This window comes from Achromobacter sp. RTa (genome assembly GCF_000757485.1).
Lineage (GTDB): Bacteria > Pseudomonadota > Gammaproteobacteria > Burkholderiales > Burkholderiaceae_B > Achromobacter.
On record NZ_JPYO01000001.1, the window covers coordinates 137631 to 163421 of the forward strand.

Annotated in this window: 26 protein-coding genes; 6 read left to right on the top strand and 20 right to left on the bottom strand. The window is 69.1% G+C overall.

What is annotated here, in order from left to right:
* Nucleotide 1 precedes the first annotated feature (1 nt).
* The 12 genes from JL37_RS00625 to JL37_RS00680 form a co-directional block, all read right to left on the bottom strand.
* Nucleotides 2-1624 carry an AMP-binding protein gene (locus JL37_RS00625; protein ID WP_043541270.1) on the bottom strand — a complete coding sequence of 541 codons (1623 nt, stop codon included), beginning with the start codon at nucleotides 1622-1624 and terminating at the stop codon, nucleotides 2-4.
* Nucleotides 1621-2691, bottom strand: coding sequence for a phosphotransferase (locus JL37_RS00630; RefSeq protein ID WP_043541271.1), 1071 nt, complete (start codon nucleotides 2689-2691; stop codon nucleotides 1621-1623). Before JL37_RS00630 ends, JL37_RS00625 begins: the two co-directional genes overlap by 4 nt.
* Entirely contained in the window at nucleotides 2688-3914 is a 1227-nt protein-coding gene (locus JL37_RS00635; protein WP_043541272.1) for an acyl-CoA dehydrogenase family protein, read from the bottom strand. The genes JL37_RS00630 and JL37_RS00635 overlap by 4 nt, the downstream gene beginning before the upstream one ends.
* 49 nt (nucleotides 3915-3963) lie before the next feature.
* The gene (locus JL37_RS00640) at nucleotides 3964-4725 is read right to left on the bottom strand and encodes an SDR family NAD(P)-dependent oxidoreductase (RefSeq protein ID WP_043541273.1); all 762 of its coding nucleotides are present in this window, start codon (nucleotides 4723-4725) and stop codon (nucleotides 3964-3966) included.
* A complete protein-coding gene (locus JL37_RS00645; protein WP_043541274.1) occupies nucleotides 4710-5093 on the bottom strand; it encodes a hypothetical protein in 384 nt (127 codons plus the stop codon). Before JL37_RS00645 ends, JL37_RS00640 begins: the two co-directional genes overlap by 16 nt.
* Before the next feature lie 11 nt (nucleotides 5094-5104).
* Nucleotides 5105-6463: an acyclic terpene utilization AtuA family protein gene (locus tag JL37_RS00650; protein ID WP_043541275.1), complete on the bottom strand. Its 1359-nt coding sequence runs from the start codon at nucleotides 6461-6463 to the stop codon at nucleotides 5105-5107.
* A 30-nt stretch (nucleotides 6464-6493) separates the two neighbouring features.
* Nucleotides 6494-7468 carry a tripartite tricarboxylate transporter substrate binding protein gene (locus JL37_RS00655; protein ID WP_043541277.1) on the bottom strand — a complete coding sequence of 325 codons (975 nt, stop codon included), beginning with the start codon at nucleotides 7466-7468 and terminating at the stop codon, nucleotides 6494-6496.
* A gap of 25 nt (nucleotides 7469-7493) precedes the next feature.
* Complete coding sequence (locus JL37_RS00660; protein WP_052096716.1) at nucleotides 7494-9626, bottom strand: acetate--CoA ligase family protein; 2133 nt, start codon at nucleotides 9624-9626, stop codon at nucleotides 7494-7496.
* A 34-nt stretch (nucleotides 9627-9660) separates the two neighbouring features.
* Nucleotides 9661-10644: a tripartite tricarboxylate transporter substrate binding protein gene (locus tag JL37_RS00665; RefSeq protein ID WP_043541278.1), complete on the bottom strand. Its 984-nt coding sequence runs from the start codon at nucleotides 10642-10644 to the stop codon at nucleotides 9661-9663.
* Between the two features lie 73 nt (nucleotides 10645-10717).
* A complete protein-coding gene (locus tag JL37_RS00670) occupies nucleotides 10718-11059 on the bottom strand; it encodes a Zn-ribbon domain-containing OB-fold protein (RefSeq protein ID WP_043541279.1) in 342 nt (113 codons plus the stop codon).
* Nucleotides 11056-12228, bottom strand: coding sequence for a thiolase family protein (locus JL37_RS00675; protein ID WP_043541281.1), 1173 nt, complete (start codon nucleotides 12226-12228; stop codon nucleotides 11056-11058). Before JL37_RS00675 ends, JL37_RS00670 begins: the two co-directional genes overlap by 4 nt.
* Nucleotides 12221-12991 carry an IclR family transcriptional regulator gene (locus JL37_RS00680; RefSeq protein ID WP_043541282.1) on the bottom strand — a complete coding sequence of 257 codons (771 nt, stop codon included), beginning with the start codon at nucleotides 12989-12991 and terminating at the stop codon, nucleotides 12221-12223. Before JL37_RS00680 ends, JL37_RS00675 begins: the two co-directional genes overlap by 8 nt.
* Nucleotides 12992-13201: 210 nt before the next feature.
* Here JL37_RS00680 and JL37_RS00685 point away from each other — a divergent pair, with 210 nt between their 5' ends.
* Together JL37_RS00685 and JL37_RS00690 are read left to right on the top strand one after the other, a co-directional pair.
* The gene (locus JL37_RS00685) at nucleotides 13202-13816 is read left to right on the top strand and encodes an ATP-binding cassette domain-containing protein (RefSeq protein ID WP_043541283.1); all 615 of its coding nucleotides are present in this window, start codon (nucleotides 13202-13204) and stop codon (nucleotides 13814-13816) included.
* Between the two features lie 33 nt (nucleotides 13817-13849).
* Nucleotides 13850-14245 (top strand): YkvA family protein, encoded by a 396-nt coding sequence (locus tag JL37_RS00690; RefSeq protein ID WP_043541284.1) that lies wholly within the window; start codon nucleotides 13850-13852, stop codon nucleotides 14243-14245.
* Nucleotides 14246-14263: 18 nt separating this feature from the next.
* Here JL37_RS00690 and JL37_RS00695 read toward each other — a convergent pair whose 3' ends face one another.
* The 3 genes from JL37_RS00695 to JL37_RS00705 all read right to left on the bottom strand — a co-directional run bounded on the left by JL37_RS00695 (nucleotide 14264) and on the right by JL37_RS00705 (nucleotide 15703).
* Nucleotides 14264-14686: a hypothetical protein gene (locus tag JL37_RS00695; RefSeq protein WP_043541286.1), complete on the bottom strand. Its 423-nt coding sequence runs from the start codon at nucleotides 14684-14686 to the stop codon at nucleotides 14264-14266.
* Nucleotides 14687-14701: 15 nt separating this feature from the next.
* Entirely contained in the window at nucleotides 14702-15076 is a 375-nt protein-coding gene (locus JL37_RS00700; RefSeq protein ID WP_043541287.1) for a glutathione S-transferase N-terminal domain-containing protein, read from the bottom strand.
* A gap of 261 nt (nucleotides 15077-15337) precedes the next feature.
* A complete protein-coding gene (locus JL37_RS00705; RefSeq protein WP_043541288.1) occupies nucleotides 15338-15703 on the bottom strand; it encodes a hypothetical protein in 366 nt (121 codons plus the stop codon).
* 186 nt (nucleotides 15704-15889) lie between these two features.
* Between JL37_RS00705 and JL37_RS00710 the strand changes: the two genes are divergently transcribed.
* The 3 genes from JL37_RS00710 (at nucleotide 15890) to JL37_RS00720 (ending at nucleotide 18006) form a co-directional block, all read left to right on the top strand.
* Nucleotides 15890-16264 (top strand): hypothetical protein, encoded by a 375-nt coding sequence (locus JL37_RS00710; RefSeq protein ID WP_043541363.1) that lies wholly within the window; start codon nucleotides 15890-15892, stop codon nucleotides 16262-16264.
* Between the two features lie 163 nt (nucleotides 16265-16427).
* A complete protein-coding gene (locus JL37_RS00715) occupies nucleotides 16428-17513 on the top strand; it encodes a hypothetical protein (RefSeq protein WP_043541289.1) in 1086 nt (361 codons plus the stop codon).
* A 163-nt stretch (nucleotides 17514-17676) separates the two neighbouring features.
* Nucleotides 17677-18006 carry a YegP family protein gene (locus tag JL37_RS00720; RefSeq protein ID WP_043541290.1) on the top strand — a complete coding sequence of 110 codons (330 nt, stop codon included), beginning with the start codon at nucleotides 17677-17679 and terminating at the stop codon, nucleotides 18004-18006.
* 66 nt (nucleotides 18007-18072) lie between these two features.
* Here the strand turns inward: JL37_RS00720 and JL37_RS00725 are convergent, their stop codons facing one another.
* The 4 genes from JL37_RS00725 to JL37_RS00740 form a co-directional block, all read right to left on the bottom strand.
* Nucleotides 18073-20499 carry a TonB-dependent receptor gene (locus JL37_RS00725; RefSeq protein ID WP_156124181.1) on the bottom strand — a complete coding sequence of 809 codons (2427 nt, stop codon included), beginning with the start codon at nucleotides 20497-20499 and terminating at the stop codon, nucleotides 18073-18075.
* Nucleotides 20500-20605: 106 nt separating this feature from the next.
* On the bottom strand, nucleotides 20606-21568 hold the full coding sequence (locus tag JL37_RS00730) for a FecR domain-containing protein (RefSeq protein WP_043541291.1): 963 nt from the start codon (nucleotides 21566-21568) through the stop codon (nucleotides 20606-20608).
* Nucleotides 21565-22110: an RNA polymerase sigma factor gene (locus tag JL37_RS00735; RefSeq protein WP_043541292.1), complete on the bottom strand. Its 546-nt coding sequence runs from the start codon at nucleotides 22108-22110 to the stop codon at nucleotides 21565-21567. The genes JL37_RS00730 and JL37_RS00735 overlap by 4 nt, the downstream gene beginning before the upstream one ends.
* Nucleotides 22111-22244: 134 nt before the next feature.
* The gene (locus JL37_RS00740) at nucleotides 22245-22847 is read right to left on the bottom strand and encodes a TetR/AcrR family transcriptional regulator (protein WP_043541367.1); all 603 of its coding nucleotides are present in this window, start codon (nucleotides 22845-22847) and stop codon (nucleotides 22245-22247) included.
* 90 nt (nucleotides 22848-22937) lie between these two features.
* Here JL37_RS00740 and JL37_RS00745 point away from each other — a divergent pair, with 90 nt between their 5' ends.
* Complete coding sequence (locus tag JL37_RS00745; protein ID WP_081954938.1) at nucleotides 22938-24404, top strand: MFS transporter; 1467 nt, start codon at nucleotides 22938-22940, stop codon at nucleotides 24402-24404.
* A gap of 24 nt (nucleotides 24405-24428) precedes the next feature.
* On the opposite strand, the gene JL37_RS00750 is transcribed toward JL37_RS00745, so the two are convergent.
* Nucleotides 24429-25649, bottom strand: a complete 1221-nt coding sequence (locus JL37_RS00750; RefSeq protein ID WP_043541293.1) for an MFS transporter — start codon at nucleotides 25647-25649, stop codon at nucleotides 24429-24431.
* Nucleotides 25650-25791 lie beyond the last annotated feature (142 nt).

Below are 25791 nucleotides of genomic sequence, written 5' to 3' on the forward strand. Positions count from 1 at the left end.
TTCACAACCCCCTGGCCCGCTCCCGCAGCATGAACTTCTGTATCTTGCCGGTGGCGGTCTTGGGCAGCGGTCCGAAGACGATGGTGCGCGGGACTTTGAATCGGGCGAGGTGTTCGCGGCAGTGGGCCTGGATGTCTTCGGCGCTGGCGGCGGCGCCGTCTTTCAGCGCCACGAAGGCGCAGGGGGTTTCGCCCCAGGTGGGGTCGGGGCGGGCCACCACTGCCGCCTCCAGCACATCGGGGTGCCGGTACAGCACGCCTTCGATTTCGACGGTGGAGATGTTCTCGCCGCCGGAAATGATGATGTCCTTGGCGCGGTCCTTGATTTCGATGTAACCGTCGGGATGCACGACGCCCAGGTCGCCGGAATGGAACCAGCCGCCGGCGAAGGCGTCGGCGGTGGCGGCGGGGTCGTGCAGGTAGCCTTTCATGAGGGTGTTGCCGCGCAGCACGATTTCGCCCAGGCTGGCGCCGTCGGCGGGCACGGGCTGGCCTTCGGGGTCCCATACCTGTACTTCTTCCACGTTCAGTTTGCGCACGCCGATCCTGGCCTTGCGCGCGGCGCGTTGCGCCAGCGGCAGGGCGTCCCATTCTTCGTGCCAGGCGCAGCTGATGGATGGCCCGTAGGTTTCGGTGAGGCCGTAGAGGTGGGTGACGCCGATGCCCAGTTCGTCCATGGCTTCGATGATGGCGGCGGGCGGGGCGGCGCCGCCGGTCATGGCCTGCACGGGATGGGCGGCGCGCCGCCGGAGGGCGGCTGGGGCGTTGACCAGCATGGTGAGCACGACCGGGGCGGCGCAGAAGAAGCCTACGCGGTAGCGTTCGATGGCTTCGAAGATGGCGGCGGGTTCTACGCGCCGCAGGCAGACGCTGGTGCCGGCCAGCGCGGCGAGGGTCCACGGGAAGCACCAGCCGTTGCAATGGAACATGGGCAGCGTCCACAGGTAGACCGCGTGCGGCGGCATGCCGCAGGACAGCACGTTGCCCATGGCGTTGAGATAGGCGCCGCGGTGGTGGTAGAGCACGCCTTTGGGGTTGCCGGTGGTGCCCGAGGTGTAGTTGAGGCAGATGTTCTGCCATTCGTCGGCGGGCCGTTCCCAGCCCGTGTCGGGCGGCTGGGAGGCGAGCCAGGTTTCGTACTCGGCATCGCCGAGCGTGCCGTGTTCGCCTTGGAATTCGCTGTCCTGGATGCGCACGGTGCGGGGCGGCGAGTCGAGCAGGGCCAGTACTTCGCGCACCTGCGCGCTGTATTCGCTGTCGAAGAGCAGCACGGTGGCTCCGCCATGAGACAGGATGTAGGCCAGGGTGGCCGCGTCCAGCCGTGTGTTGAGCGCATTGAGCACCGCGCCCGCCATCGGGACGCCGAAATGCGCTTCGTACAGCGCGGGGGTGTTCGGCGCCAGCACGGCCACCACGTCGCCGCGCGCGACGCCCCAGCTTCGCAGCGCGGCCGCCATGCGCTGGCAGCGGTCTCGCGTGGCGCTCCAGCTCTGGCTGAAGCTTGCGCCATGCACGAGGGCCGGACGTTCCGGGAATACGCTGGCGGCCCAGTCCAGGAAGCCCAGCGGCGAGAGGGGCACGTGGTTGGCGGCGTTGCGCGGCAGGTCGTCGGCGTCGGCAATCATTGCGGTGTCTCCTGGTCCGCCGGCGCGCGGCGGGATTCGCGGCAGGCGGCCTGCCAGCCCAGCTCGGCCAGCGGGGCCACGCGCGCGCCCATTTCCAGGGCGTCCTCGGCGGCGGCGTTGCCGGCGCGGGCGCGCGCGTACACGCCTTGCAGAATGGCGGCGATGCGAAAGAAGCTGTAGGCCAGATAGAAATCCCAGTTGGCCGGCGGCGCGATGCCGCGCTCGCGACAATAGGCGGCGACGAAGGCGTCTTCGCCGGGGATGCCCAGCGCGTTCAGGTCCAGGCCCGCTATGCCGCGCCACAGGGCGGGAGGGATGCGCCAGCACATGCAGTGGTAGGCCAGGTCCGCCAGCGGGTGGCCCAGCGTGGACAATTCCCAATCGAGCAGCGCGATGGCCCGGGGCTCCGTGGGGTGGAACACCAGGTTGTCGATGCGGTAGTCGCCATGCACGAGCCGGGTCTGGCCGTCGTCCTGGGGCAGGTGGCGCGGCAGCCAGTCGATGAGGGCGTCCATGGCGGCGATGGGCTCGGTCTGCGTGTCGCGGTATTGGCGGGTCCAGCGGCCCACCTGCCGCGCGAAGTAGTCGCCGCTGCGGCCGTAGTCGGACAGCCCGGCCTCGGCCGGGTCCACGGCGTGCAGCGCGGCCAGCACCCGGCCCGCCTCGGCGTAGAGGGCGGCGCGCTCGGCCGCGGCCATGCCGGGCAGCGCCGGGTCCATGAAAACGCGCCCCTGCGCAAAGCTCATCAGGTAGAACGGCGTGCCGACGATGGCGCGGTCGGCGCAGTAGTGCAGCATGCGCGGCACCGGCACGGCGCTGTCCGCCAGCGCTGACATCACGCGGTACTCGCGGTCCACCGCGTGGGCCGAGGGCAGCAGTTCGCCCGGCGGCTGCTTGCGCAGCACGCGCCGGCCGGTGGCGTCTTCAAGCAGGTACGTGGGGTTGGACTGCCCGCCGGACAGCGGCCGCAGCGTCAGCGTGGCCGGGTCCGCCAGGCCCAGGCCGCCCAGGTAGGCGGCCAGCGCGGGCAGCCACGGCGGCGCGGGAGCATGGGCGGGGCTCGTCATACCAGCGCCTTGCGCGGGGCATCCGCGTCGTCCCAGCGCCAGTAGGCGTCGCCCTCGTCCATGAGATAGCGAGCCAGCACCATTTTGTGCACCTCGGAGGCGCCGTCCACCAACCGGGCCTGCCGCGCGTAGCGGTAGATCCATTCCAGCGGCGTGTCCTTGGAGTAGCCGCGCGCGCCGTTGAGCTGAAGCGCAGTGTCCACCACCTTTTGCAGGGTTTCGGACACCACGATCTTGGCCATGGAGATCTCTTTGCGCGCGTAGTCACCCTGGTCCAGCCGGACGGCGGCGCGCATGGTCAGCAGGCGGCCGATCTCGATCTGCATGGCGGCTTCGCCCAGCAGCCATTGCACGCCTTCGCGTTCGGCCAGCTTCTGGCCGAAGCTGCTGCGCTGGCCCACGTAGTCCACCGCCACCGCCATGGCGCGGCGCGCCAGGCCCAGCCAGCGCATGCAGTGGGTCAGCCGCGCCGGCCCCAGGCGGATCTGCGTAAGCTTGAGGCCGTCGCCCACTTCCATCAGCCGGTTCTCGTCGGGGATCTCCAGCCCGTCGAACACCAGTTCGCAGTGGCCGCCGTGTTCCTCCGGGCCCATGATGGGAATGCGGCGCTCGATGCGCCAGCCCGGCTGGTCCGCGTCGAACAGGAACGCGCTGAGGCCCTTGCGGGCATCGTCGGAGGTGCGGGCGATGAGAATGAAGTGCCGCGCCACGCCCGCGCCGGTGATGAACCATTTGCGGCCGTTCACCACCCATTTGCCGTTCCTCAGCGTGGCGGTGGTGCGCATCATGGAGGGATCCGAGCCGCTGCCGGGATGAGGCTCGGTCATGATGAAAGACGAACGCACCTTGCCGTCGACGATGGGCTGAAGCCAGCGCGCTTTCTGGTCCGGCCGGGCCACTTGCGCCAGCACGCGCATATTGCCGTCGTCCGGCGCCGCCGCGTTGAAGCACACCGGCCCGAAAATGGAGCGGTTCATTTCCTCGTAGCAGGCGGCCAGCCCCGCCATGGGCAGGCCCTGGCCGCCGAGTTCACGCGGCATCTGCAGGGCCCACAGGCCGGCCTCGCGCACCCGGGCGCGGGCGCGTTCCAGCGCGGCTTCGGCAATGTTCTCGTGGTCGTCGTAGTTGGCCCGGTCGGCTTCAAGGGGGATCAGTTCCCGGTCGACGAAATCGCGCACTCGGCGGCGGTAGTCTTCCAGTTCGGGCGGTAGCGAGAAATCCATGCGGCGTCTCCTAGTCGGGGCGCGCGGCCCCGGGGTGCGGGGTTGCGGGTTATAGCGAGCTGGCCAGGTGGCCGCCGTCCACGTCGATGACCGAGCCGGTCATGAACGCCGAGGCGTCGGAAGCCAGCAACAGCAGCGGCCCGTCCAGGTCCTGCGGCTGACCGAGCCGGCGCTGGGGGACGCGCTTGATCAGCGCCTCGCCGGCCGGCGAGGCAAAGAATTCGCGGTTGAGATCGGTGGCGATGTAGCCGGGGGCGAGCGCGTTAACGCGGATGCCGTGGCGCGCCCATTCCAGGGCCAGGGCGCGCGTCAGGTGCAGCAGGCCCGCCTTGGCGGCCGCGTAGGGCGCCACGTGCGAGGCCACGCGCTGGCCCAGGATGGACGCGATGTTGACGATGGCGCCCGGGGTGCCGTGGGCGATGAAGTGGCGGGCGGCAGCCTGGGCCACTCGCCAGGCGCCGTTCAGGTTCACGTCCACCAGGCCGGTCCAATCGTCTTCGCTGAGCTCCAGCGCGGGCCGCGATACCGCGATGCCGGCGTTGTTGACGACGACGCTGACCGGCCCCAGGGCCTCGGCCGCGGCGTCGAACGCCGCCTGCACGCTGGCCGGCTGGGTCACGTCCATGCCGATCACGCATGCATGCCCGCCTGCCGCGCGGATGGCGGCGGCGGCCTCTTCGCCCAAGGCCGTGCGGCGCCCGCATAGCGCCACCCGGGCGCCCGCGCCCGCCAGCACGCCGGCGAAGTGGCGCCCCAGTCCGCTGTACGCGCCTGTGATCAGCACGGTGCGGGATTTCAGGTCTTCGAACATCCGCTACCCTCCTTGGTGGGTTGGGGACCTCGCAGCAAAGGCGCCAGATCGTCCGGCACCTCCAGTTGCAACCGTAGCACGGCGCTGGCCAGGGCCTTGCCGTAATTGTCGATGGCCAGGCTGCGCGACACGCCGCCGCCCAGCGCGCCGTCCAGCACGAAGTTCAGCACGCCCAGTCCGTCCACCTCGTAGCGCGTGATGTCGCCGCGCACGGCCTGTTCGTTGTAGATGGCGCGCATGGCCTGCACCGTGAGCGCGCTTTTGATGTGGGGATAGAACTGCGGCTCGTAGGCAATGACCGCGATGTTCGAGGTATTGCCCTTGTCGCCGCAGCGCGTGTGCGCCACGCTTCGTAACGTAACCCGCATGAGATGTCTCCTTAGACGAATTCCACGCGGCAGGCCACGCGTTCGCGCGGCACCAGCGTGGACCACAGGCCGATGACTTCGCGCGTGCGGTCCTGGTGCGGCACGCGCTTGCCGGTGGAGGCCAGCCCGCAGACCGCCATCCCGTCCACTTCCCGGCCGATCTTCTCGGCCTGGGCGCGGCTGGCGCAGCGCGCGGCGATGCGCACCGCCACCTCGGCCGGTTCTGCCCGCAGGGCGGCCGAGGCGGCGCCGTGCACCGCGTTCACGCCGATGAAATCGATGCGCAGGTCCTCGGCTTGCAGGCCTGCGGCGCGCAGGCGTTCGCGCAGAATGGTTTCGGCCAGCCGCGCCTTTTCCAGGCAGCCCGGGCCGGCAAAGAAAAACATGTCTTCGCCGATATGGCCTTCGGTGCAACCGATGGATACCTTGAGCGTGGGCGTGCGCGCATGCCCCGAAATGCCGCTCACGCGGACGCGGTCCCGGGCGGCCTGTTCCAGGCGCGCCGTCGTGAAGTCCACCACCACGTCGGGTGTGATGTAGCGCGCCGGGTTGTGCACTTCGTAGAACATCTGCTCTTTCACGGTGCGCAGGTCGATGCAACCGCCCGTACCTTCCACCTTGCCGATTTCCGCCGTGCCGTCGGCGTCCACGTCGGCGTAGGGAAACGCCAGGTTCCAGGGCTCGGGCACGTCCTTGTAGCCGGGGTCGCCGAAGTAGCCGCCCGTGACCTGCGCGCCGCACTCCAGCAGATGGCCGATGCCGCTGCCCTGGCCCAGCCGCGTCCAGTCGTCCTCGCGCCAGCCGTAGTGATGCATCATGGGCGCCAGGAACAGCGAGGGGTCGGCCACGCGTCCGGTGATGACGATGTCCGCGCCCTGGTCCAGCGCCTGCACGATGGCGGCCGCGCCCGCATAGGGCTCGGCGGAAATCAGCGTGTCGCGCACGGCGGAGACCGGCGCGCCGGTCTCCATGATGCGCAGCTCGCTCGCGGCGATTTCCGCGCTCAGGTCGATGGCCGTCACGGCGGCCACGCGGGCGCCGGGCCAGCCCGCCTCTGCGCACAGCTCGGCCACGCGGCGGGCCGCGCCTTGCGGATTGATCCAACCCTGGTTGGAAATGATGCGGGTGCCGTTCGCCTTGCAGTGCGGCAGCACCGCGCGCATGCGGTCATCCAGCCAGGTGTCGTATCCCGCGAATGCCGGATCGCGCCGCTTGCGCACCTGCGCGGCCGAGACGGTGGCCTCCGCCATGGTCTCGAAGCACAGAAAATCCAGCGCGCCGCGCTCCGCGTTCCAGCGCGCCGGGTCGATGCGGTCGCCCCACCAGCCCGCGCCCGAGCCGATGCGCAGCCTGCCTGCCTTGTCGTTCATGTCTGCCTCCTTTGTTCTGGCGCCGCCGCCTTACTGGGGCCGGATGCCGGCGTCCTGGATGACCTGCCGCCATTTGGCGGTGTCGGCGCGGATGGTTTCCGCGTATTGCGCGGGCGTGCCTGCCACGGGGATCGCGCCCAGTTCCTCGACCTGGCGGCGGGTGCCCGGCTCGGCCAGCGCCGCGGCCACCGCGTCGCGCACCTTGCCGACGATCTCGGGCGGCGTGCCGGCCGGCGCAAGCAGGCCGAACCAGGAGTTCACCTCGTAGCCGGGCAGCCCGGCCTCGGCCACCGTGGGCACGTCCGGCAGCATGGGCACGCGTTGCGTGGTCGTCACTGCCAGCGGCTTGACCGCGCCGGCCTTGATCTGGCCCATGGCCGAGGGCAGGTTGTCGTACATGAGCTGCACCTGCCCACCCAGCAGATCCGTCATGGCGGGAGCCGAGCCCTTGTACGGAACGTGGCGGATGTCCACCTTGGCCAGCCGGTTGAACAGCTCGCCCGACAGATGCGGCGAGCCGCCCAGGCTGGTGGACGCGAAATTCAGCGAGCCCGGCGCGCGCCGCGCCTGCTCGATGAGCTGCGCCACGGAGGCAATGCCCAGCTTGGGGTTGACCAGCAGCACGTTGGGCGAGTTGGCCACCAGCGTTACCGGCGCAAAGCCCTGCGCCGAGTCATACGGCATCTGCGCGTAGATGAACTGGTTGGTGGCCTGCGTGCCCAGCGTGCCCATCAGCAGCGTGTAGCCGTCGGGCTGGGCGCGCGCCACCGCGGCCGCGCCGATGCCGCCGCCCGCGCCGGGCCGGTTCTCCACCACCACGCTCTGGCCCAGCCGCGTGCCCGCTTCGCGCGCCACCAGCCGCGCCAGCAAGTCCGTCGTGCCGCCAGGCGGAAACGGCACCACCAGCGTGATCGGACGCGCGGGCCAGGCCGGCGCGGCCTGGGCGGCGGCGGACAGGGCCAGCGCTGCGCCCAGGATCAGGGTCCTGCACAGGTTCTTTGCCATGGGTGTCTCCATTGGTTTTTTTCGTTCAGGCAGCGCGGCGCGTCGCCCGGTCCACGCCATCCGACAGTTCCACCAGCGCGTCCAGCGCCACCGCGCCCTCGCCCTGCGCGCCCACCAGCACCGGGTTGATGTCGATGGAGGCCACATGCCCGGCCGCCGCCAGTGCGTAGCGGCCCAGGAGCGCCGCCTGCTCCGCCACGGCCCGCACATCGGCCGGGGGATCGCCGCGCACGCCGGCCAGCAGCCTGCCGATGCGCAGGCCGCGCAGCGCCTCCAACGCGTCGTCGGCCGCAAAGGGCGGCATCAGCAGAGCCACGTCGCCCAGCGCTTCCACGTACTTGCCGCCCGCGCCCAGCATCACCACGGGGCCGAACACCGGGTCGTTGCGCACGCCCAGCGCCAGCTCGTGCAGGCCGCGCTGCATGCGCGCCACGATCCAGCTTGCGTCGTCCACGCCCAGGGCGGCCAGCGTGTCCGCCTGCCGCGCCAGCGCGTCGCGCAAGGCGGCCTCGTCGTTCAGGCCCAGCGCCACCAACCCGTGTTCGGACTTGTGCGGCAAGCGCGCCGAGCACGCCTTCAGCGCCACCGGCGCGCCCATCCGGCGCCACGCGGCCACCGCCGCATCGGCATCCGCGCATAGCGCATGCTCGCCGACGGCGATGCCCTGCGCGCCCAGCAAGGCCAGGCTGGCGGCTTCGGACAGGAAGCCGGGCCGCGCGCCGGCTGGCGCATCCAGGCGAGCCTCGGGCGCGGCCGGGCCGGTGCGGCCACGCAGTGCGTGCAGCCGCCACAGGCCGGCCATCGCTTCCACCGCCTGCTGCTCGTCCGCGTAGACCGCCACCCCGTGCGCCCGGAACGTGGCAGCGACGTTGTCCTGCCACGCCACCACCGCCACCGGCTTGGCCGCGGCCTGCGCGAAGCGCGCGGTGTCCGACGCGAACCGCGCCACGTCGTAGCCGCGGCCCGCCACCGGGATGTCGATCAGGAACATATCGGCCGCCGGATCCCGCGCAATGGGCGGCAGCACCTCGCCGAACAGACCGTTGTTCGAGAGCAGCGCGGCGGTGATGTCCACGGGGTTGCCGGTGGTGGCGAAGCCCGGCAGCCGCCGGCCCAGCTCTTCCTGCGTGGCTCGGCCCAGGGGAGCGATCTCCAGGCCGCGCTCCACCGCCGCGTCGGCGGCCAGCACGCAGCTCGCGCCCGAATTGCTCACCACCACGACGCGGGGCCCTTGCGGCAGCGGGCCGCGCAGCGCCAGCTCGGCGTAGCGCACCAGCTCCTGCGGGTCGCGCGCGCGCAGAATGGCGTGGTGGGCAAAGAAGGCATCCACCGTGCGGTCTTCATTGGCCAGCGCGCCCGTGTGCGAGGCGGCGGCCCGCGCGCCCGCCTCCGAACGGCCTGCCTTCACGGCGATCAACGGCACGTTGCGCGCCCGCGCCAGCGCCGCTGCCTCGGCCAGCGCGCCGGCGTCGCGCAGCGATTCCAGGTACAGCAGCACGATGCGCACTTCGGGGTCGCGCAGCGCCGCGCAGGCCAGCTCGGCCACCGTCACGTCGGCCTCGTTGCCCGTGGCGTGCACGTGCCGCACGCCCACGCCGCGCTGGCGCAGCAGGCCATACACCATTGCGCACATGCCGCCGCTCTGGCTGATGACGGCCACCGGGCCGTCCTGCGGTTCCACCTCCAGGAACATGGTGGAGAAACTCGCGATGGCGCCGTTGCCGAAATTGGCCAGCCCCTGCGAGTTCGGCCCCACGATGCGCATGCCGGCCGCGCGCGCCCGCGCCGTCATGGCGTCCTGCCGCTGGCGGCCCGCCTCGCCGGTTTCCGAGAACCCCGCCGAGATCACGATGGCGGCCGACACGCCCAGCGCCGCGCAGCGGTCCACGGCCTGCACGGCCTGCTCGCCGGCCACCGCCACGATGGCCAGGTCCGGAGCGGCGGGCAGCGCGTCCAGGTCGGGCCAGGCGCGCTCGCCCTGCACTTCGGCGCGCTGCGGATTGATGGGGTACAAGGTGCCCGCATAGCCGTGGCGCCGCATGTAATGTATGGGCCGCCCGCCGATCTTGTCGGGGTTGTCGGACGCGCCCACGATGGCAATCGATGCCGGGGCCAGCAGCCGGTCCAGCGCGGCCGCGTCGCGGTTGTCGGAAACCATGAATGCTCCTTTCAATGTGTAGAGGCCCGCGCCTTCAATTGACGGTGGCCCCGGAGGCGCGCACCACCTCGGCCCATTTCCGCACCTCGTCGCCGACGAAGCGGCGCGTGTCGTCCGGCGTCATCCAGTCCGCCGCGAAGCCCTGCGCCGCGAACTTCTGCTGCACGTCCGGCCGGCCCAGCACCTGCTGCAAGGACGCGCTCAGCTTCTGCACCACGGCCGGCGACGTGCCCGCCGGCGCCATCAGGCCGTTCCATGCCGTGGCTTCGTAGTTCTCCAGGCCCGCCTCCGCCACCGTGGGCAGATCCGGCGCGGCGGGCGAACGCTGCGCGCCGGTAATGGCCAGCGCCTGCAGCTTGCCGGCCTTCACATAGGGCATGGAAGACAGCATGGTGTCGAACATCAGGTCGGCCTGCCCGCCCATCACGTCGGTAAGCGCGGGCGCGCTGCCGCGATACGGCACATGCACCATGCGCGTGCCGGCCATGGTGTTGAACAGCTCCGCCGACAGATGGGTGGATTGCCCGTTGCCCGAGGACGCAAACGTCAGCTGGCCCGCGCGCTGCTTGGCCAGGGCGATGAGTTCGCTCACGCTGTGCGCGGGCAGGTCGGGCCGCGTCACGATGACCAGCGGGCCCTTGGTCAGCAGCGACACCGGAACAAAGCTCTTCTGCGTGTCGTACCCCAGGTTTTTGAACAGGGACATATTGATGGCGTGCGCCGTGGTGGCAAGCAGCAGCGTGTAGCCGTCCGGCGCGCTCTTGGCCACCATGTCGGCGCCGATATTGCCGCCCGCGCCCGAGCGGTTGTCCACGATCACCGTCTGGCCCAGGGCCTCGCCCAGGCCCTGCGCCACCACGCGGGCCACGATGTCGGTGGGGCCGCCGGGCGGATACGGCACCACCAGCGTCACGGGTTTCTCCGGCCAGGCCGACGCGGCCGGCGCCAGGCCCGGCGCCGAGCACGCCGCCAGGGTAAAAGCGGCCAGCGCCGCGCGCCATGCGGAAATTGCAGGCATGAGTGTCTCCTCCGTCCTCGGTGGGACGTTTTTTTCAGTGGGTTGGAAGGGGGCTACGCTTGCCGGCGGTGCATCACGGCGGCCGGCGCGCCTCGAAGCAAAGCAGGGTGTTGCCACCGTGCTCGAAATCGCGGGCGCATACCGCCTGCCCGATCGCCACGCCGGGCGTGGCATGGCCCATCAGCACCGCGCCCTCGCGCAGCCGCACCAGCGCCAGCACATACGGGGCCAGCGCGCGCCACGAGGCGTCCGGCGCGCGGTGCACCGTGCTGTGCGCAAGTACCTCGCCCTCGCCGCTTGCGCGCGCCCATTGCAGGTCCGTGCCGCCGCAGGCCGCGCAGGCATAGGGGCGTAGCGCCCACCACGCGCCGCAATCCGCGCAGCGCCGCAAATCCAGGGGATGCCGTCCGTTCATGCCTGGTCCTCCGCCTGCAATACCAAGCTCACGTGCGCCGACAGCACGCCGCCGTCCGCGTGCACCAGCGCCCGCCTGCGCGGCGCAACCTGCCGGCTGCCCGCCAGGCCCGCAAGCTGGGTCCAGGCCTCCGCCACGTGCGCCAGCCCGCCCGCCACGCCCGAATGCCCGAACGACAGCAGGCCGCCATGCGTATTGAGCGGCAGCGGCCCCGCCGCATCGAAATCCCCGCGGCGCACCCGTTCGGCCGAGCCGCCGCGCGGCGCAAAACCCAGTTCTTCCAGCAGCATGGTCAGCGTGATCGTGAAAGAGTCGTAGATCGCCAGATAATCGATGTCCGCTTTCGCCACGCCCGCCTGCGCCAGCGCCCGCCGGGCTGCGCGCGCCGCGCCCGTGTCCATCACGTCGCGCATGGCCGATAGATGCTGGTGGCGGTGCGCCTGGCCGGCTCCGGTAATGCGCACGGGCCCTTCGTCCGCGCCCACCACCAGCGCCACCGCGCCATCGGAAATCGGGCAGCAGTCCAGCAAATGCAGCGGCGTCGCGATCGGCTTGGAATCCAGCACGGACTGCACGCTGACGGGCTCGCGCAGCTGCGCCAGCGGATGCCCGCCCGCGTTCCGGCGCATCAGCACCGCCAGCTCGGCCAGATCCTCCCGCCGTGTGCCGGTGGCATGCATATAGGCCGACGCCAGCAGCGCGTAATACGCCGGCACCGACGCCCCATTGGGCACCTCCACGTCCGCCTCGCCCACCTGCGCCAGCGTCTGGATGGACGCGTCCACCGCCTGCCCGGTCAGGCGGTTCTCTCCCGCCACCACCAGCACCCGGCGGCAGGTGCCCGTGCGCACCAGCTCGCGCGCCAGCATCACCATGCCGGCTCCCGTCGCCCCGCCCATCTGCATGCCGTGCGCGTAGTGCGGATCCAGCCCCAGCTTCTCGCTCAGGAGGCTGGCCAGCATGAGATGCGGAAATGTCGTCGCATAACCGCACAGCACGCCATCGATGGCGCCGCGCTGGCGGGCGAGTCCGGCGCGCTCCAGCGCGGCCTCGGCCGCCTCGGCCATCAGGTCCAGCGCGCCGCGCCCCTCATGCCGGCCAAAGCGCGTCACCGCCGCGCTCTGCATATAGGCATGCGCCAGGCCAGGGTTGTCCGTGCGCTCAAGCATGCGGCATCCACGCGCGTTCGATCGCGCGCGCCTCCTCTGCCAGGGCCTGCGCCAGCTCTTGCTCGCGAGGCTCGATACGTTCGTTCAAGGCGGCCACGCTGAGCGCCCCGATCGCGCGGCCGCTCGGCCCTCGCACCGCCACGCCCAGCCCGCCCATCTTTTCCACCACCACATCCAGCAGCATCGCATGCCCCAGTTCGCGCGCCCGCCGCGCCGCTGCGTCGAGCGCCTCGGCCGGGAACCGCGGATACCGCGCCGCCAGCCGCTCGCGCACCAGCGGCAAAAGCGCTTGCGCCTCGTCCTCGTCCAGCGCCGACAGCAACGCCAGGCTGCCGGCGCCCACCCCCAGCGGCCGGCGGCTGCCCACCTCAAGATAGTTCGCCCGTATCGGGTAATCGCCGAAGCACAGGTCCACGCACACCGACTCCCAGCCCACCGGCATCGACAGAATCACCGTATCCCTGAACCGCCGCGCCAGCCGGATCAGCGCCGGCCGCGCCAGCCCGCGCAGATCCAGCCCGTCGACCATGGCATGGTGCATGGCGTATACCTGCGGGCCAAGCATGTAATGCTTGCTTTCGGGGTCTCGCTCTACGAAACCCTCGGATTCCAGGTCCTTCAGAATGCGCAGCGCCGTGGAGATGTCCAGGCTTGCGTGCTGGGCGATATCCGTCAGCCGGTGGATGCGCCGGTCCGACAGGCTTGCCAGCACGCGGCAGGCCTTTTTCGTAGAGGAAACAACGGCGGAATCCAGGGTGGGCATGAGGCGGGCGGCGGGAAAAAGAGAACAGGGGTACAAGATAAGAAAGCCGCGCGGCGCGGGTAAAGTTGCAGCGCAACAAAGTTTTATCTGGCGAAAGTCGGCGTGAATGCCCTACGGGCGAGCATGGGCGGATTGAAGCCCCCGGCCCCCGCGAAGGCGTAATGGCACGCAAGCCGTGCCGACCTGCCCGTTCCTGCGTAAACTTCCCGCATGCTACGAATCGACAAGCTCAGCAAACGCTACGGCGACCATCTCGTCTTCCAGGGCCTGACCCACTCCTTCACCCCTGGGTGCGTGGCGCTATGCGAGGAAGACAGCACCGGGAAATCCAGCCTCCTGAACATCATCGCGGGCGCCGTCGCGCCGGATGGGGGCGACGTCTGGATCGACGGGCATTCCATGATCCACGCGCCGCAGCAGGCCCGGGCCCGCCTGGCCTACGTGCCCGATAACTGCCTGGCGTTTCCCACGCAGACCGGGCGCGGGCTGCTGGAACGGGCGGCGGCGGAAAAGAATGTGCCGCTGGACGAGGCCACCCTGGAGCTGGCCCACGACCTGGGGCTGGAGCCGCACCTGGACAAGCGCTTTGAACAGATGTCGACGGGGACGCGCCGCAAGGTCTTCGTGACGGCGGCGGCCTTGGGCAACCCGGCCGTAGTGATCGCGGACGGGCCCAGCAACGGGTTCGACGCGCAGGGGCGCGCAGTGCTGGCCGAGCTGTTCAAGGCCTGGGGCAAGAATCGCGTGGTGCTGTTTGCCAGCCATGACGCGGAGCTGGTGGAGGCTTGCGGGGCAAGAACGGTGGACGTGGCGGCGTTGCGCTAGGCGTCTTCCCGAGACTCGCCCGGGCCCGACGCCATGAACATCAGCCAGCGCCTCAAAGCCTGGGCCAGGCGCATCAAGCGCGACAGCCTGACGCTATGGTTTGCCGGCAAGCACGCCCGCACGCCCTGGTATGCGAAGGCGCTGGGATTGTTCGTGGTGGCCTACGCGCTCAGCCCCATCGATCTGATACCGGACTTCATTCCGGTGCTGGGCTATCTGGACGATGTCCTGCTGCTGCCTGGCCTGATCTGGCTGGCCGTCAGGCTCTTGCCGCCCGACGTGCTGCGGGAATGCCGGGAGCAGGCCGAGGCGTGGATGCGGATGAATGGCGCCAAGCCTCGCAGCCGGATCGGCGCGGTGCTGATCGTGGTGCTGTGGCTGGCTCTGGCGGCGGCGGCCGGGTTCTGGCTCGCGCCGCATTTCCGATAGCGCGCGCCCGGGCGGCGCTCAGCGCGGCTTCCAGTTGAGCCCGTCGCTTGACCGGTATTCCGGCGTGCCGGTGCAACAACCGCCCGCCCCGAATGCCTGCCGCCCGATGAACGCGGTAACCACGCCCTTGCTCTCGGTCAGCGATTGCCGGATGCAGCTGGTCGGCAGCGGATAGAACTCGCCTTCCAGCACCAGGGTCCACGCCACGTTCTCGCCTTCGGTCCGGTCGACCTTGTACACCTTGCAGTTGTGGACGAGCAGGTGCACGGGCCGGCCCGCCAGCACGCCTTTGAATTGCTGTTCCGGCGGCGTGTCGCGGGTGGCGATGGCCTCGGCGTTGAGCTTCGATCCCGGCGGCGCGGCGGGCAGCGAGGAGTCGCAACCGGCCAGCGCGCTCGCGGCGCTCAACGTGATGAGGATCAGGCGTGCCAGGCGCGTCATGCAGGCGGGTTTCCGTCAGGCCACATTCGCGAAGCGTTGCTCAAGATAGGCGATGATTTCGCTGGATTCGTACATCCAGCGCGTGCCGTCCGCTTCGTCGATGCGCAGGCACGGCACCTTGACCTTGCCGCCGCCCGCCAGCAGCTGTTCGCGCGCTTCGGGATCGCCCTTGGCGTCGCGCAGCGCGATCGGCGCGTTCAGTTTGTGGATGGCGCGCCGCGTCTTGATGCAGAACGGGCAGGCGTGGAATTGGTAGAGCGACAGCCTGGCCGCTTCCGTGTTGACGGCGGCCTGGCCTTGCGCCGAACGTCGTTGCGGGCGCGGACGCGTGAGGACGTCGCCCAGCACGATCATTTGACCCAGGCCGACACGCAGGGCTTTGACTAGCATGGAGGTGGACTCGATACGGATAGACAGGCGACAAGTCTACTCCGTGCCCTTCATTCTTCCACGAAGCCCAGCTTTTTCAGTTCGGCAATGGCGCCTTTCTCTTCTTCGCGCCGCGCCTTCTATTCTTTTCATGCCGCGTGGGGTGTCGCTGGAAGCGCGCCGGACTACGATTCCGCAGGCAAGAAGCCTGGAAATTGCAGTCCGGCGCTGGGGGCGGGATTCGCGGGGCGCTCCGCTATGTGCGTGCGGCAGGACGGCGGCTTACGCCACCAGGCGCAGATGGCGCTTGGCTACCGGCACCGTAGGCTGCTGCTTGACCAGGCTGACGGGCACGAACTCCAGCGGCTTGCGGCCGGCCGTGGCGTCGCTCAGGCCGGCGGTGAGCAACATGGCGCGGGATGCGCCCGGCGCGCGCGCGCGCTGGAGGCCACGGGCCAGTTCCATCGCCTGCTGTTCGGCCATGTCCCGGGATGGCCAGACGGTGCGGCAGAAGTACGTCTTGCACATGGGAGTCTGCTGCGAGTGATCTATGACGTCCACGTAGCCACGAAATGCGCCGTACTCGACCTCCATGACATTGGGGCGTACCGACTTGAGGGCAAGCGGTTTTTGCGAGGTAGGAGCCATGATGGGTTTCCTTGATAGGACACGAATTCATCCTAGCTCACAATGCTTGCAAACTTCGCATTGCTTTGCAGTTATTTAGATAACTGTCTAGAGTTGCCGAGGTGCAAGAAAATCTTTCGTGACGCGGATTTCCAACACTTTCGCGGTGGGGAATCGCGCTCGGCAACCACATTGAACGGGATATTCATGCCGGATTTTTCCTGGGACCCCAACGATTTTCTCGATATTCTCGGCGTGCTGCCGTCCGAGGACGAATATGGCGTTTCCTATCGCTACGTGGTGGATCGGCGGCCGCTGTTCCTGGCGCTGACGATCTGGCCTTTCGATGGCGATGTGGAACTTGCGATCCGCTGCGAGGGAGTGAGCGAGCCGGTCGTGCACTTGAATATTCTGGATTGCCCCGGCGCGCGGGTGATCGCCGAAAAAAGTGGGAAATACATCGAATTCGCGGCGGCGAACCTGTTCGCCGGCCGATACGATAATGCCCGCCCCGCGCCTTACGGATTCCGGCTTCGGATCGAACCTGGCCTGCAGGTCACGACTTTCAGTTATGACATTTAGGCGGCAAAAAATAATCGGCTGAAAGCTTCTGGAAAGACCGGCCGCCCTTGAATGGCGCTTCGACGCGATATCATGGCCTCGCTTCTTGCCGAGGCACTGCGGTGCCAATACTCGAATGCCGCGATGCCTCGTCCTTCCGCTTCGAATACAGGAACCAAGAACGATGCCGTCTTTCCCCGTGCTTGTCCGAGCTTGCCTGATTGCTTTTCTTGCCCCGGTGCTGGCGTTTGCCGAGCCCGTTTCCGATTCGGAGTTGGCGGCGCGCGCGGCAGCGATGAGGGAGCGCCACCGCGAGCACATTGATGGTTTGCTGGGCGATGCGCGGCAACAGGGGCTGGCGCTGCTTGTGATTCCGACCGTCAATCTGGACGCCGCGCCCCGGCGCGATTTCGATGACGAAGCGACGCGCGATCGCTACCTGCGTGAGCGCAGTACCTTGCTGCGCTGGAATCACACGTCGGAAAAGGGCCCGGCGATCAGCGCCGGACAGGGCGATCACAAGCCGGATCTGCTGGATGTCGGCCCGTCGTTTCAAACGCCTCGAGGCAAGCTGCTTTATCAGGTGATTCCCGTGTGGCCGGGCGAGTACCGGCTCAACCGTATTACGTATCATCAGCCTCGCACCGAGCTGCCCGATATCGAGCCGGGGCCGGGTTCGCTGAGCTCGGCCGACAGGCTGAAGAAGATCGGCATGGCGGAGCTGGGATACGCGGTGGATCGCGACTTCAAGCGGACCGCCGGCGCGCCGCAATCGGAGCAAGAGGCCGACGATGGCCTGGGCCAGGGCTGCGAGGTGTTGCTGCGGCTGGGCGGCGGTTGCGATGAGGCGGCACGGGAGTTCCGCTGGTGGATTGATGTGGAGCGCGCGTTCAAGCAGGGCAAGGCCGATGCCGCGCGAGTGCCCGCCATCGACGTCGACCTGGCGTTCTCGCCGATCGCCGCAATCAAGCTGGAGGCGGGAGAGGCGGTGCTGACGGACGGTTTCGTGCTGCCGGTGGACCAGCCGGTGATCACGCCGGATTCGTGCGAGGTGATGGCCGCCGATCCCATTTGCTTTATAGACGCGATTACCTTGAAGCATCTGCCCGCCAGCCTGGACGATTTCCGGCAGGCGCCGAGCGCGGCGGATTTCAAGATGCCCAAGCTGGAGGCGGCGCTGCGCGACCTGGTGTATCGGGCGCCCACGCTGTACTTCAAGCCGCAATCCGATGCCGCGCCCGACCTGATCCGCGCCGTGCGAGAAGAATAGCGGCCTATCGGGCGGCCGCAGCGCCGCCTTGCCGGACGAAACGGACGTGCGCGTGGCGCGTATTTCCAGAACACAGGACTTGCACTACTATCAGCCAGCGTTCAAGTGTGCGCATCGCAGTATCAGCCAATTCCTAGACCAAGCCAGAATATTGGAGATTGCTATGAGTGGTTACTACGATTTGAAGCGCAGCGGCGATCAGTACATGTTCAACCTGAAAGCCGGCAACAACGAAGTCATCCTCACTAGCGAGCGATACACCACCAAGGCCAGCGCCCAGGATGGCATCGCATCGGTCCGCCAGAACTCGCAGGTCGACGCGAGATACCAGCTCAAGACGGCCAGCGACGGCTCGCCCTATTTCACGTTGAACGCGGCGAACGGCCAGGCCATCGGCCGCAGCGAAATGTATTCGAGCGCGGCGGCGCGGGACAAAGGCGTTGCGTCCGTCAAGGCCAACGGGCCCACGCCTACCGTGAAAGACAACACCTGATTCCCTGCGAGCCCTGATGCCGCCGCGCCGCAAGGCGCATGGCGGCTGCGCGTTCCGGCGCGATGTTCAGTACGTCGCCCGCAGGTTCAGCATCACGCTTCGCGGCTCGCCGTAGTAGTTCGAGCCGTAGGCCGCCCATACGCGCTGGTAATAGACCTTGTCGAACAGGTTGTTCACCGTCAGGGTGGCGTCCAGGTGCTTGTTGAAGCGGTAACCGGCCTGCGCGGACACGGTGGTGTAGGGGCGCTGCTCGAATTTCACCGGGCCGTTCAGGCGGTACATGCTGCTGACGCTGCGCACGCCCGCGCCCAGCGACAGGCCTTCCAGCGACCCCGTGGCGAAGGTGTACTTCGTCCATAGGTTGAAGGTGTGGCGCGGCGTGATGAAGGCGTATTGCTGCGACTTCTGCTCTTCCGTGCCCTTCAGGGTCTTGGTGGTGGTGTAGGCGTAGCCTGCGGTGATGTCCCAGCCCGGCGCCGGGCTGCCGCTGATTTCGGCCTCGAAGCCCTGGCTGCGCATCTTGCCCGCGGCCATGGAGAAGAGCGGATTGTCCGGGTCGGTCATGGCGCGGTTTTCGTCTTCCATGCGGAAGAGCGCGGCATGGCCGTTCAGCCGCTTGTCCAGGAACTCGCCCTTCAGGCCGATCTCGAACTGCTTGCCGGTGCGCGGGTCCAGCAACTGGCCGTTGACGTCGGTGGTGGTCTGCGGCGTGAAGATGCTGGTGTAGCTGGCATAGGCCGACAACTGTTCGTTCAGGTCCACCACCAGGCCGAGGTAGGGCGTGAACTTGCCATTGATCTTGTCGCTGGTGTCGGTGAACTGGTTGAAGTAGGCGTTGCGGTTCTGGGTGCGGTTTTCCCACCAGGTGAAGCGGCCGCCGGCGATGATGGTGGCCGCGTCGGCCACTCGCAGATTGGTGCGCGCATACAGGCCGTACTGGTCGGTCTTGCTGTCGTTGCCGTTGGTGAACTCGTAGTCCGGCTTGGGGATGTCGTTGTCCGGGTGGTAGAGGTTGATGTCGGCGTTGTCGCCGCCGCCGTAGCGGAAGTTCTTGTGGATGTTGCGGTAGTCCGCGCCCACGATCAACTCGTGTTCACGGCCGAAGGCCTGGAACGGCGTGGCGACGAAGGCGTCCAGGCCATAGGTTTTCCAGTGGCTGCGGTATTTCCACGAGACGAGGCAGGTGTCGCCCGTGACCGGATCCACCGCGCAGTCGGACCAGCCGAATTCGCGGCTGGGCTCGTCCTGTTCGCGGTAGACGCCGCTGACCTTGATGCGGCCGCCGTTGGACAGGCGGTGTTCCACGTCGGCGAAGTACTCGGTGATCTCTTCGGTGATGTGGTTCCAGCTGGGATCCAGGTTGGTGGAGCGGCGCACGTCCAGCAATTGGCCATCCTCGTAGCCGGGCAGGCCGAAGAAGGGGCGGCCCTTGTACTGCTGGTAGGTGGCGCCGGCGGTCAGGACGGTGTCGGGCGTCAGGTCGAAGCTCAGGGTGCCGTAGAACAGGGGCTTTTCGGTGTAGACGCCGTCGACGAAGGAGCGGCGGTCGTCATAGGACGCCACCAGACGGCCGCGCAGCCGGCCATCGCTGTCCAGCGGGCCGGTGATGTCGGCCTCGGCGTAGTAGCGGTCCCAGGATCCCGTCATCACCTGCCCGCTGAAGGCGAAGTCCTTCATTGCGCGCTTGCGCACCAGGTTGACGGTGCCGCCGGGGTCGCCCGCGCCCTGGAACAGGCCGGAGGGGCCGCGCAGCACCTCGATGTGGTCGTAGATGGCCAGGCCGAAACCCGAGCTCAGGTCGTTGCCGGTGCTGGCGGGCGTGTTCACGCCGTCCACCTGGATGGTGTCCAGCGCATAGCCGCGCGAATAGAAGTTGCCGTGGTTGCCGCCGATGCTGCCCGCTTCCACCGTGATGCCGGTCACGGTGCGCATCGCGTCGTCCAGGTTCACCAGGTTCTGATCGTCCAGCAGCTGGCGCGTGACCACGGAAACAGACTGCGGGATCTGGCGCAGGCTTTGCGCGTTCTTGCCCAGGGTGACGGCGGACGAGGTGTAGGAGCCCGTGCCCTCGGTGACGGCGAGATCGCTGCCGGTGACCGTGACCGGCGCCAGCGTCGTTGCGTCGGTGGCGGTGGAGGCCGCCGGGAAGCGCACCACGAAGCCCGTGGCGCTGGGCACCGCGACCAGGCCGCTCTTCGCCAGCAGGCGGTTCAGCGCCGCCTGCGCGCTCATCTTGCCGGACACGGCGGGCGCCTGGCGGCCCGCGACCGCGTCGGGGCTGAACAGCACCTGCACCTGCGCCTGGCGGCCCAGCGCCACCAGCGCATCGGCCAGGCTGCCGGCAGGCAGGTCGAAGGCCTGCGCGGCGGCGGTTTGGGCGTGGGCCACGGACGGCGCGAAGGCCTGGACCGCCAGCGCGGCGCTCATCGACAGCGCGCACAGCAGCGCGTAACGGCCGGCATTCAGCCGGCGGCGAAAATGGCGTTGCGCCATGGACTTTCCCCAGTCAAGAAGTGGATCTTCATCGGGGAAGACGCGCCAGGCGCCGGAACCCGTACGTCCGAAAGAAAAATTATTCGCAATTCGAGACGGACAGGGTTCAGCGGCTGGCGATCACCGCCGAGCCGTCGGGACGGCGGTTCAGCGTCACGGGCAGCAGGCCGGGCAGCGTGTCCAGGAAGGCCTCGGGATGGCGCAGGTCCAGCGTGCCGGACAGGCGCAGGCCGCGGGCGCGCTCGTCGGCGAAACGCACCGGGGCGTCGCGGTACAGGCCCAGGTAGCCGGCCAGCTGCTGCAGGGTGGCGTCGTGGACGACCGCCACGCCATCCTGCCAGGCGCCGATCTCGCCGGGCGCCACCTGCTGGCGGCCCAGCAGACGGCCGCCGGCGCGCGCCAGCAGCACGGTGTCGCCGGCCCGCAGCGTGTGCTCCTTCGGGCCTTCCGCGCCGCTGGCGTCCAGCATCACTTGCCCGCTGCGCACGCCCACCTGCAGCGTGTCGGGCAGCAGCAGCACATTGAATTCGGTGCCGATGTCGCGCAGCTCGGCGCCACCGGCGGACACGACGAGGGGGCGGCGGTCGGAGGCGGCGTCGATGTAGACCTCGCCGCCGTCGATGTCGATGCGCCGCTCGGCCAGCGTGTAGCGCACGCTGACACGGGTGCCGACATTGGCGTGCACCCGGGTGCCGTCGGGCATGTCCAGGCTGCGGGTCTGGGTGGACGCGTTGGCGACCGATTCATAGCTGACGGGCAGGTACTGGTAGGCCGCGCTGGCGACCAGCACCAGGGCGGCCAGCGCCCCGCTCCAGCGCAGGAAGGCCGGCCGGCGCGCGGGCCGGGGCGGCGCAGGGGGCCTGGCTGGCGCCGCGGCCGGACGCGGCAGGGAGGCCATGTCTTCCCAGACCTGGGCCAGGCGCTCGTACTCCTGCCTGTGCCGTGGCGATTCCGCCAGCCATGCCTGGAACGCCTGTTCGGCGCCCGCGTCGGGCGAGCGCTCGCGGCGGCGCATGAACCATGCGCTTGCGGCCTCTTCGATTGGGGACAGGGAACGGGATCGGGTCATGATGCTTCGCCGTGCACGTGGCGTTTGCAGTGCGCCAACGCCAGTTGCAGGTGCTTTTCCACCGCCCGCAGCGAAATGCCCATGCGGTCGGCGATTTCCTCGCAACGCAATTCATCATACCGATAAAGCAGGAAGGCCTCGCGCTGGCGCGGGGGCATGGCGTCGATGGCGGCCTGCAGCATCCGCAGGCGCTGGTTGACGTCGGCGCGCGCCTCGGGCTGCGTCGCCGGGTCGGCGGCCAGGCTGCCCGCTTGCGGCGCGAATGCCTGGTCGTCGAGGCTGGCCGCCAGGTGTTCGCCGCGCACGCCTTCGCGGCGCCAGTGGTCGCGCAGCAGGTTGCGGGCGATTTCGTAGAGGTAGGCGCGGGGCTTTTCGGGCGGCTCGGCGCCATTGCTGGCCGCCAGCCACCTGGCGAAGGTTTCCTGCGCCAGATCCTGGGCGGTATCCGGCGAACGCTTGAGCTGGCGGTTCAGGAAACCGGTCAGCTCCGCGTTCCACGCTTTGTACGCCTCGGCGATCACGCCGAAGAAACGCTCCCCCATGATGCCCCTGGAGCCATGGCCGCCGAGCGGCGGGCGGGGCCGGGCGCGTGGTCAAGGCTTGAATGGAATGATAATGATTCCTATTGTATCAACTTTGGCCGGCGGCGCGGAGAGGATAGGGGGAGCTGGCGGTCCTATTTTGCGGAGACGATTTCCAGCGAGCGTTCCCGCGCCATCGTGAACTGCGCCTCGTCGCCCATCGACGCGGCCACATTGGCGATGGCCTGGTAGGCCAGCAGATCGAAAGCCAGCCTGACCGGATCCGTGGACGCCGGCAGTTCTTTCGCCGCGACGGCCTCGCGAGCGAGCGTTTCGAAGCGCTCGCGGGCTTCGCTCCTATGCTGGTTCACGCGGTCGCGGATCGCGCCGGGCCGGGTGCGGTATTCGTTGCTGGCCGCCGTCAGGAAACAGCCGCCGGGCAGGCTGCGGCCCTGCACGAACCGGAACCAGCCCTTGACCAGCGCTTGCAGCCGCTCGCCGGGGCTGGCAAGGGCCATCGCGGGCGCCACCACCTCCAGGCGGTAGAGATCCACCGCGCTTTCCAGCGTGGCCAGCTGCAAGGCTTCCTTGTCGCCGAACAGCACCTGGATATTGCCCTTGGCCACGCCCGCCTCGGTGGCCAGGCGGCCGAACGTCAGCCCTTCCAGCCCTTCGACCGACGCGATGCGCGCCGAATGGGCCAATACCCCGGCGCGCGCCTTCTCGCCCCGGATGCGGCGGCGATCCGTTTCAACCATGAGTCCGTCCTCGCTTGTCAGCATGCGATTCTTCAATTTAATATACGGTCGTACGTATATTAATGCTTTCCATCCCCTCGGGCCAACGACATGACCGACTCTTCTTCCTCCGGCACGGGCCGCTGGTTTGCCCTGGCCGCCCTGCTTTCGGCGAATTTCCTCATCATTCTCGACCTCTTCATCGTCAATGTATCGCTGCCCAGCCTGCAGACCCGGCTGGGCGCGAGCTTCTCGCAGGTCCACCTGGTCATCGTCGCCTACGACGCCGCGCTCGCCGTGCTGCTGGTCATCGGCGCGCGGCTGGGCGATCTGTACGGCCGCCGCCGCATTTTCCTGTGGGGCATGGGCTTGTTCACCGCGTCGTCATTGATTTGCGGGCTGGCCCCCGGTCCCGGGATTCTAATTGGCGGGCGCGTGATCCAGGGCGCCGCGGCCGCCCTGCTGATGCCGCAGGTGCTGGCCTCCATCCGCGTCATGTTCGACGGCGCCAGCCGCGCGCGGGCCTTCGGGGCGATGGGCGCGGTGCAGGGCGTGGCGGCGACCATATCGCAGCTTGCGGGCGGGTTCCTGATCGAGCAGGACTATGCCGGCCTGGGCTGGCGCACGATATTCCTGATCAACCTGCCTATCGGGCTGGCGGCGATGCTGGCCGCCCGCCTCTGCATCCCCGAGACGCGCGCATCCGTTTCCAGCCGGCTCGACTTCGCGGGCGCCCTGCTGGCGGCGCTGGGCCTGTTCCTGCTGCTGGTGCCCATCATGCTGGGGCACGACCACGGCTGGCCCTGGTGGTCGTACGCCGGTCCGGTGGCGGCGGTGCCCGTGCTGGCCGCCTTCGTGCGCTATGAGCGGGGTCTGTCGAGGCGCGGCGGGGTGCCGCTGATCGAGATGGCCTTGTTCGCCAATCGCCGCTTCGTCACGGGCGTGAGCGCGGTGTTCCTGTTCTTTTCCGCGATCAGTTCCTTCTTCCTGTCGTTGACCATGCTGCTGCAGTTCGGCCTGGACCTGGGCCCGCTGGCCGCGGGCGCGGTGTTCACGCCGTCTGCGGTCGCGTTCTTCGCGGCCTCGCTCAGCGGCCCGCGCCTGGCGGAGCGGCTGGGCCGCCGCGCGCTGCTGCTGGGTGTGCTGGTGTTCGGCGCGGGCATCGCCTTGTCGGCGGCGGGCGCGCTCCTGGACGTGGCCAACATGAGCCTGATCGTGGCGGCGCTGGTGCTCAATGGCGCCGGCCAGGGCGTCGTGATACCGCTGGCGTTCAACGCCGTGCTGGGTTCGGTGCGGGCGGAAGACGCGGGCATGGGATCGGGCATCTCGTCCACCATGCAATTGACGGGCACCACCGTCGGCGTGGCGGCGGTGGGCGTGGTGCTGTTCGCGGCGATCGGATCGCCCGAGCTGCTGGGCGTGGACCGCGCGCAGCGCTATGGCCATGCGCTGGCCTGGGCCACGATCTACAACCTGGTGGCGGTGGCCGCCAGCTTCCTGCTGTTCGCGCGGCTCACGGGCGGCGCGCAAGCGTCCCGCGCCGTGCCGGCGGCGCGGGCGGAGGCGGCGGGGGACTGAACCCGTCGCCGCCCCGCGTGGGCTTCATGCCGGGGTCAGGGTGCGCAGTTTGCGCAATTCCGGGAACCACCACATCCACAGCCCCGCCACCGCCACGGTGCCCACGCCGCCGATCACGACGGCGGGCACCGCGCCGACCAGGGCGGCCAACATGCCGGACTCGAATTCGCCCAGCTGGTTGGAGGCGCTGACGAACAACGTGTTCACCGCGCTGACGCGGCCCAGCATATGGTCGGGCGTGTTCAGCTGCACCAGCGAGGACCGCACCACCACGCTGATGGAGTCGGCAGCGCCCAGCACCACCAGCGCGGCCACCGACAGCGGGATCGAGGTGGACAGCCCGAACACCGTGGTCGCCGCGCCGAACAGCACCAGGGCGCCGAACAGCAGCCGCCCCACATGCTCGCCCAGGCTCAGCCGCGCCAGCGTGAGGGACATGAGCATGGCGCCGCAGGCCGGGGCGGCGCGCAGCGCGCCCAGCGCCCAGGGGCCGGCGTTCAGGATGTCCTTGGCGAAGATGGGCAGCAGCGCCGTCGCGCCGCCCAGCAGCACGGCGAACAGGTCCAGCGACAGCGTGCCCAGCAGCAGGCGGCGCTGGAAGATGAAGGTGATGCCCGCGAACAAGGTGCGCCAGGTGGTGGGCTCCTTGCGCGGGGGCGCGCGGTCAACGGACATGCTGGCGATGGAAGCGAAGGCGGTCAGGTACAGGGCGGCGGCCACGCAATAGATCCAGCCCGCGCCCAGGCCGTAGCCCACGCCGCCCAGCGCGGGCCCGGCGATCTGCGCGATCTGCCCGCCCGAGGACGACAGCGCGGTGGCGCGCGGCAGCCAGGCGCGCGGCACGATGGCGGGGATCAGCGTGGTGAGGGTGGGCGCCTCGAAGGCGCGCGCCGAGCTCATGACGATGAGCGTGGCGTAGATCAGCGGCCTGCCGCCCAGGCCGTGGAGCGCGGCCGCCGCCAGCGTCAGCGTGGCCAGGGCCTCGATGGCCATGCAGATAGCCACGATCTTGCGGCGGTCGTAGCGGTCGGCCACGTGGCCGACCACCAGCGTCAGCGCCGCCATGGGCAGGAATTGCGCCAGCCCGATCAGGCCCAGGTCCAGCGCGCTGCCGGACAGTTCGTAGATCTGCCAGCCCACCGCGACGGACACGATCTGGAAGGCCAGCGACGCGCCCACGCGGGCGCAGAGGAAATGCAGGAAGGCGGGACGGGAAAGCGGACTGGAGGCGTCGGGGGCAGGCATGGGGGGGTGGGCGGGGGCGCGCGGCGGGCGCCGGAACCGGCATTCTAGGGACAATTCGCTGACGGGAAACTAAGAGGGGGGCCGCGCGCCCGGCCCGGATTCATGCATGAAATGGAGGTCGGGCGTATATATTTCCAGTTTC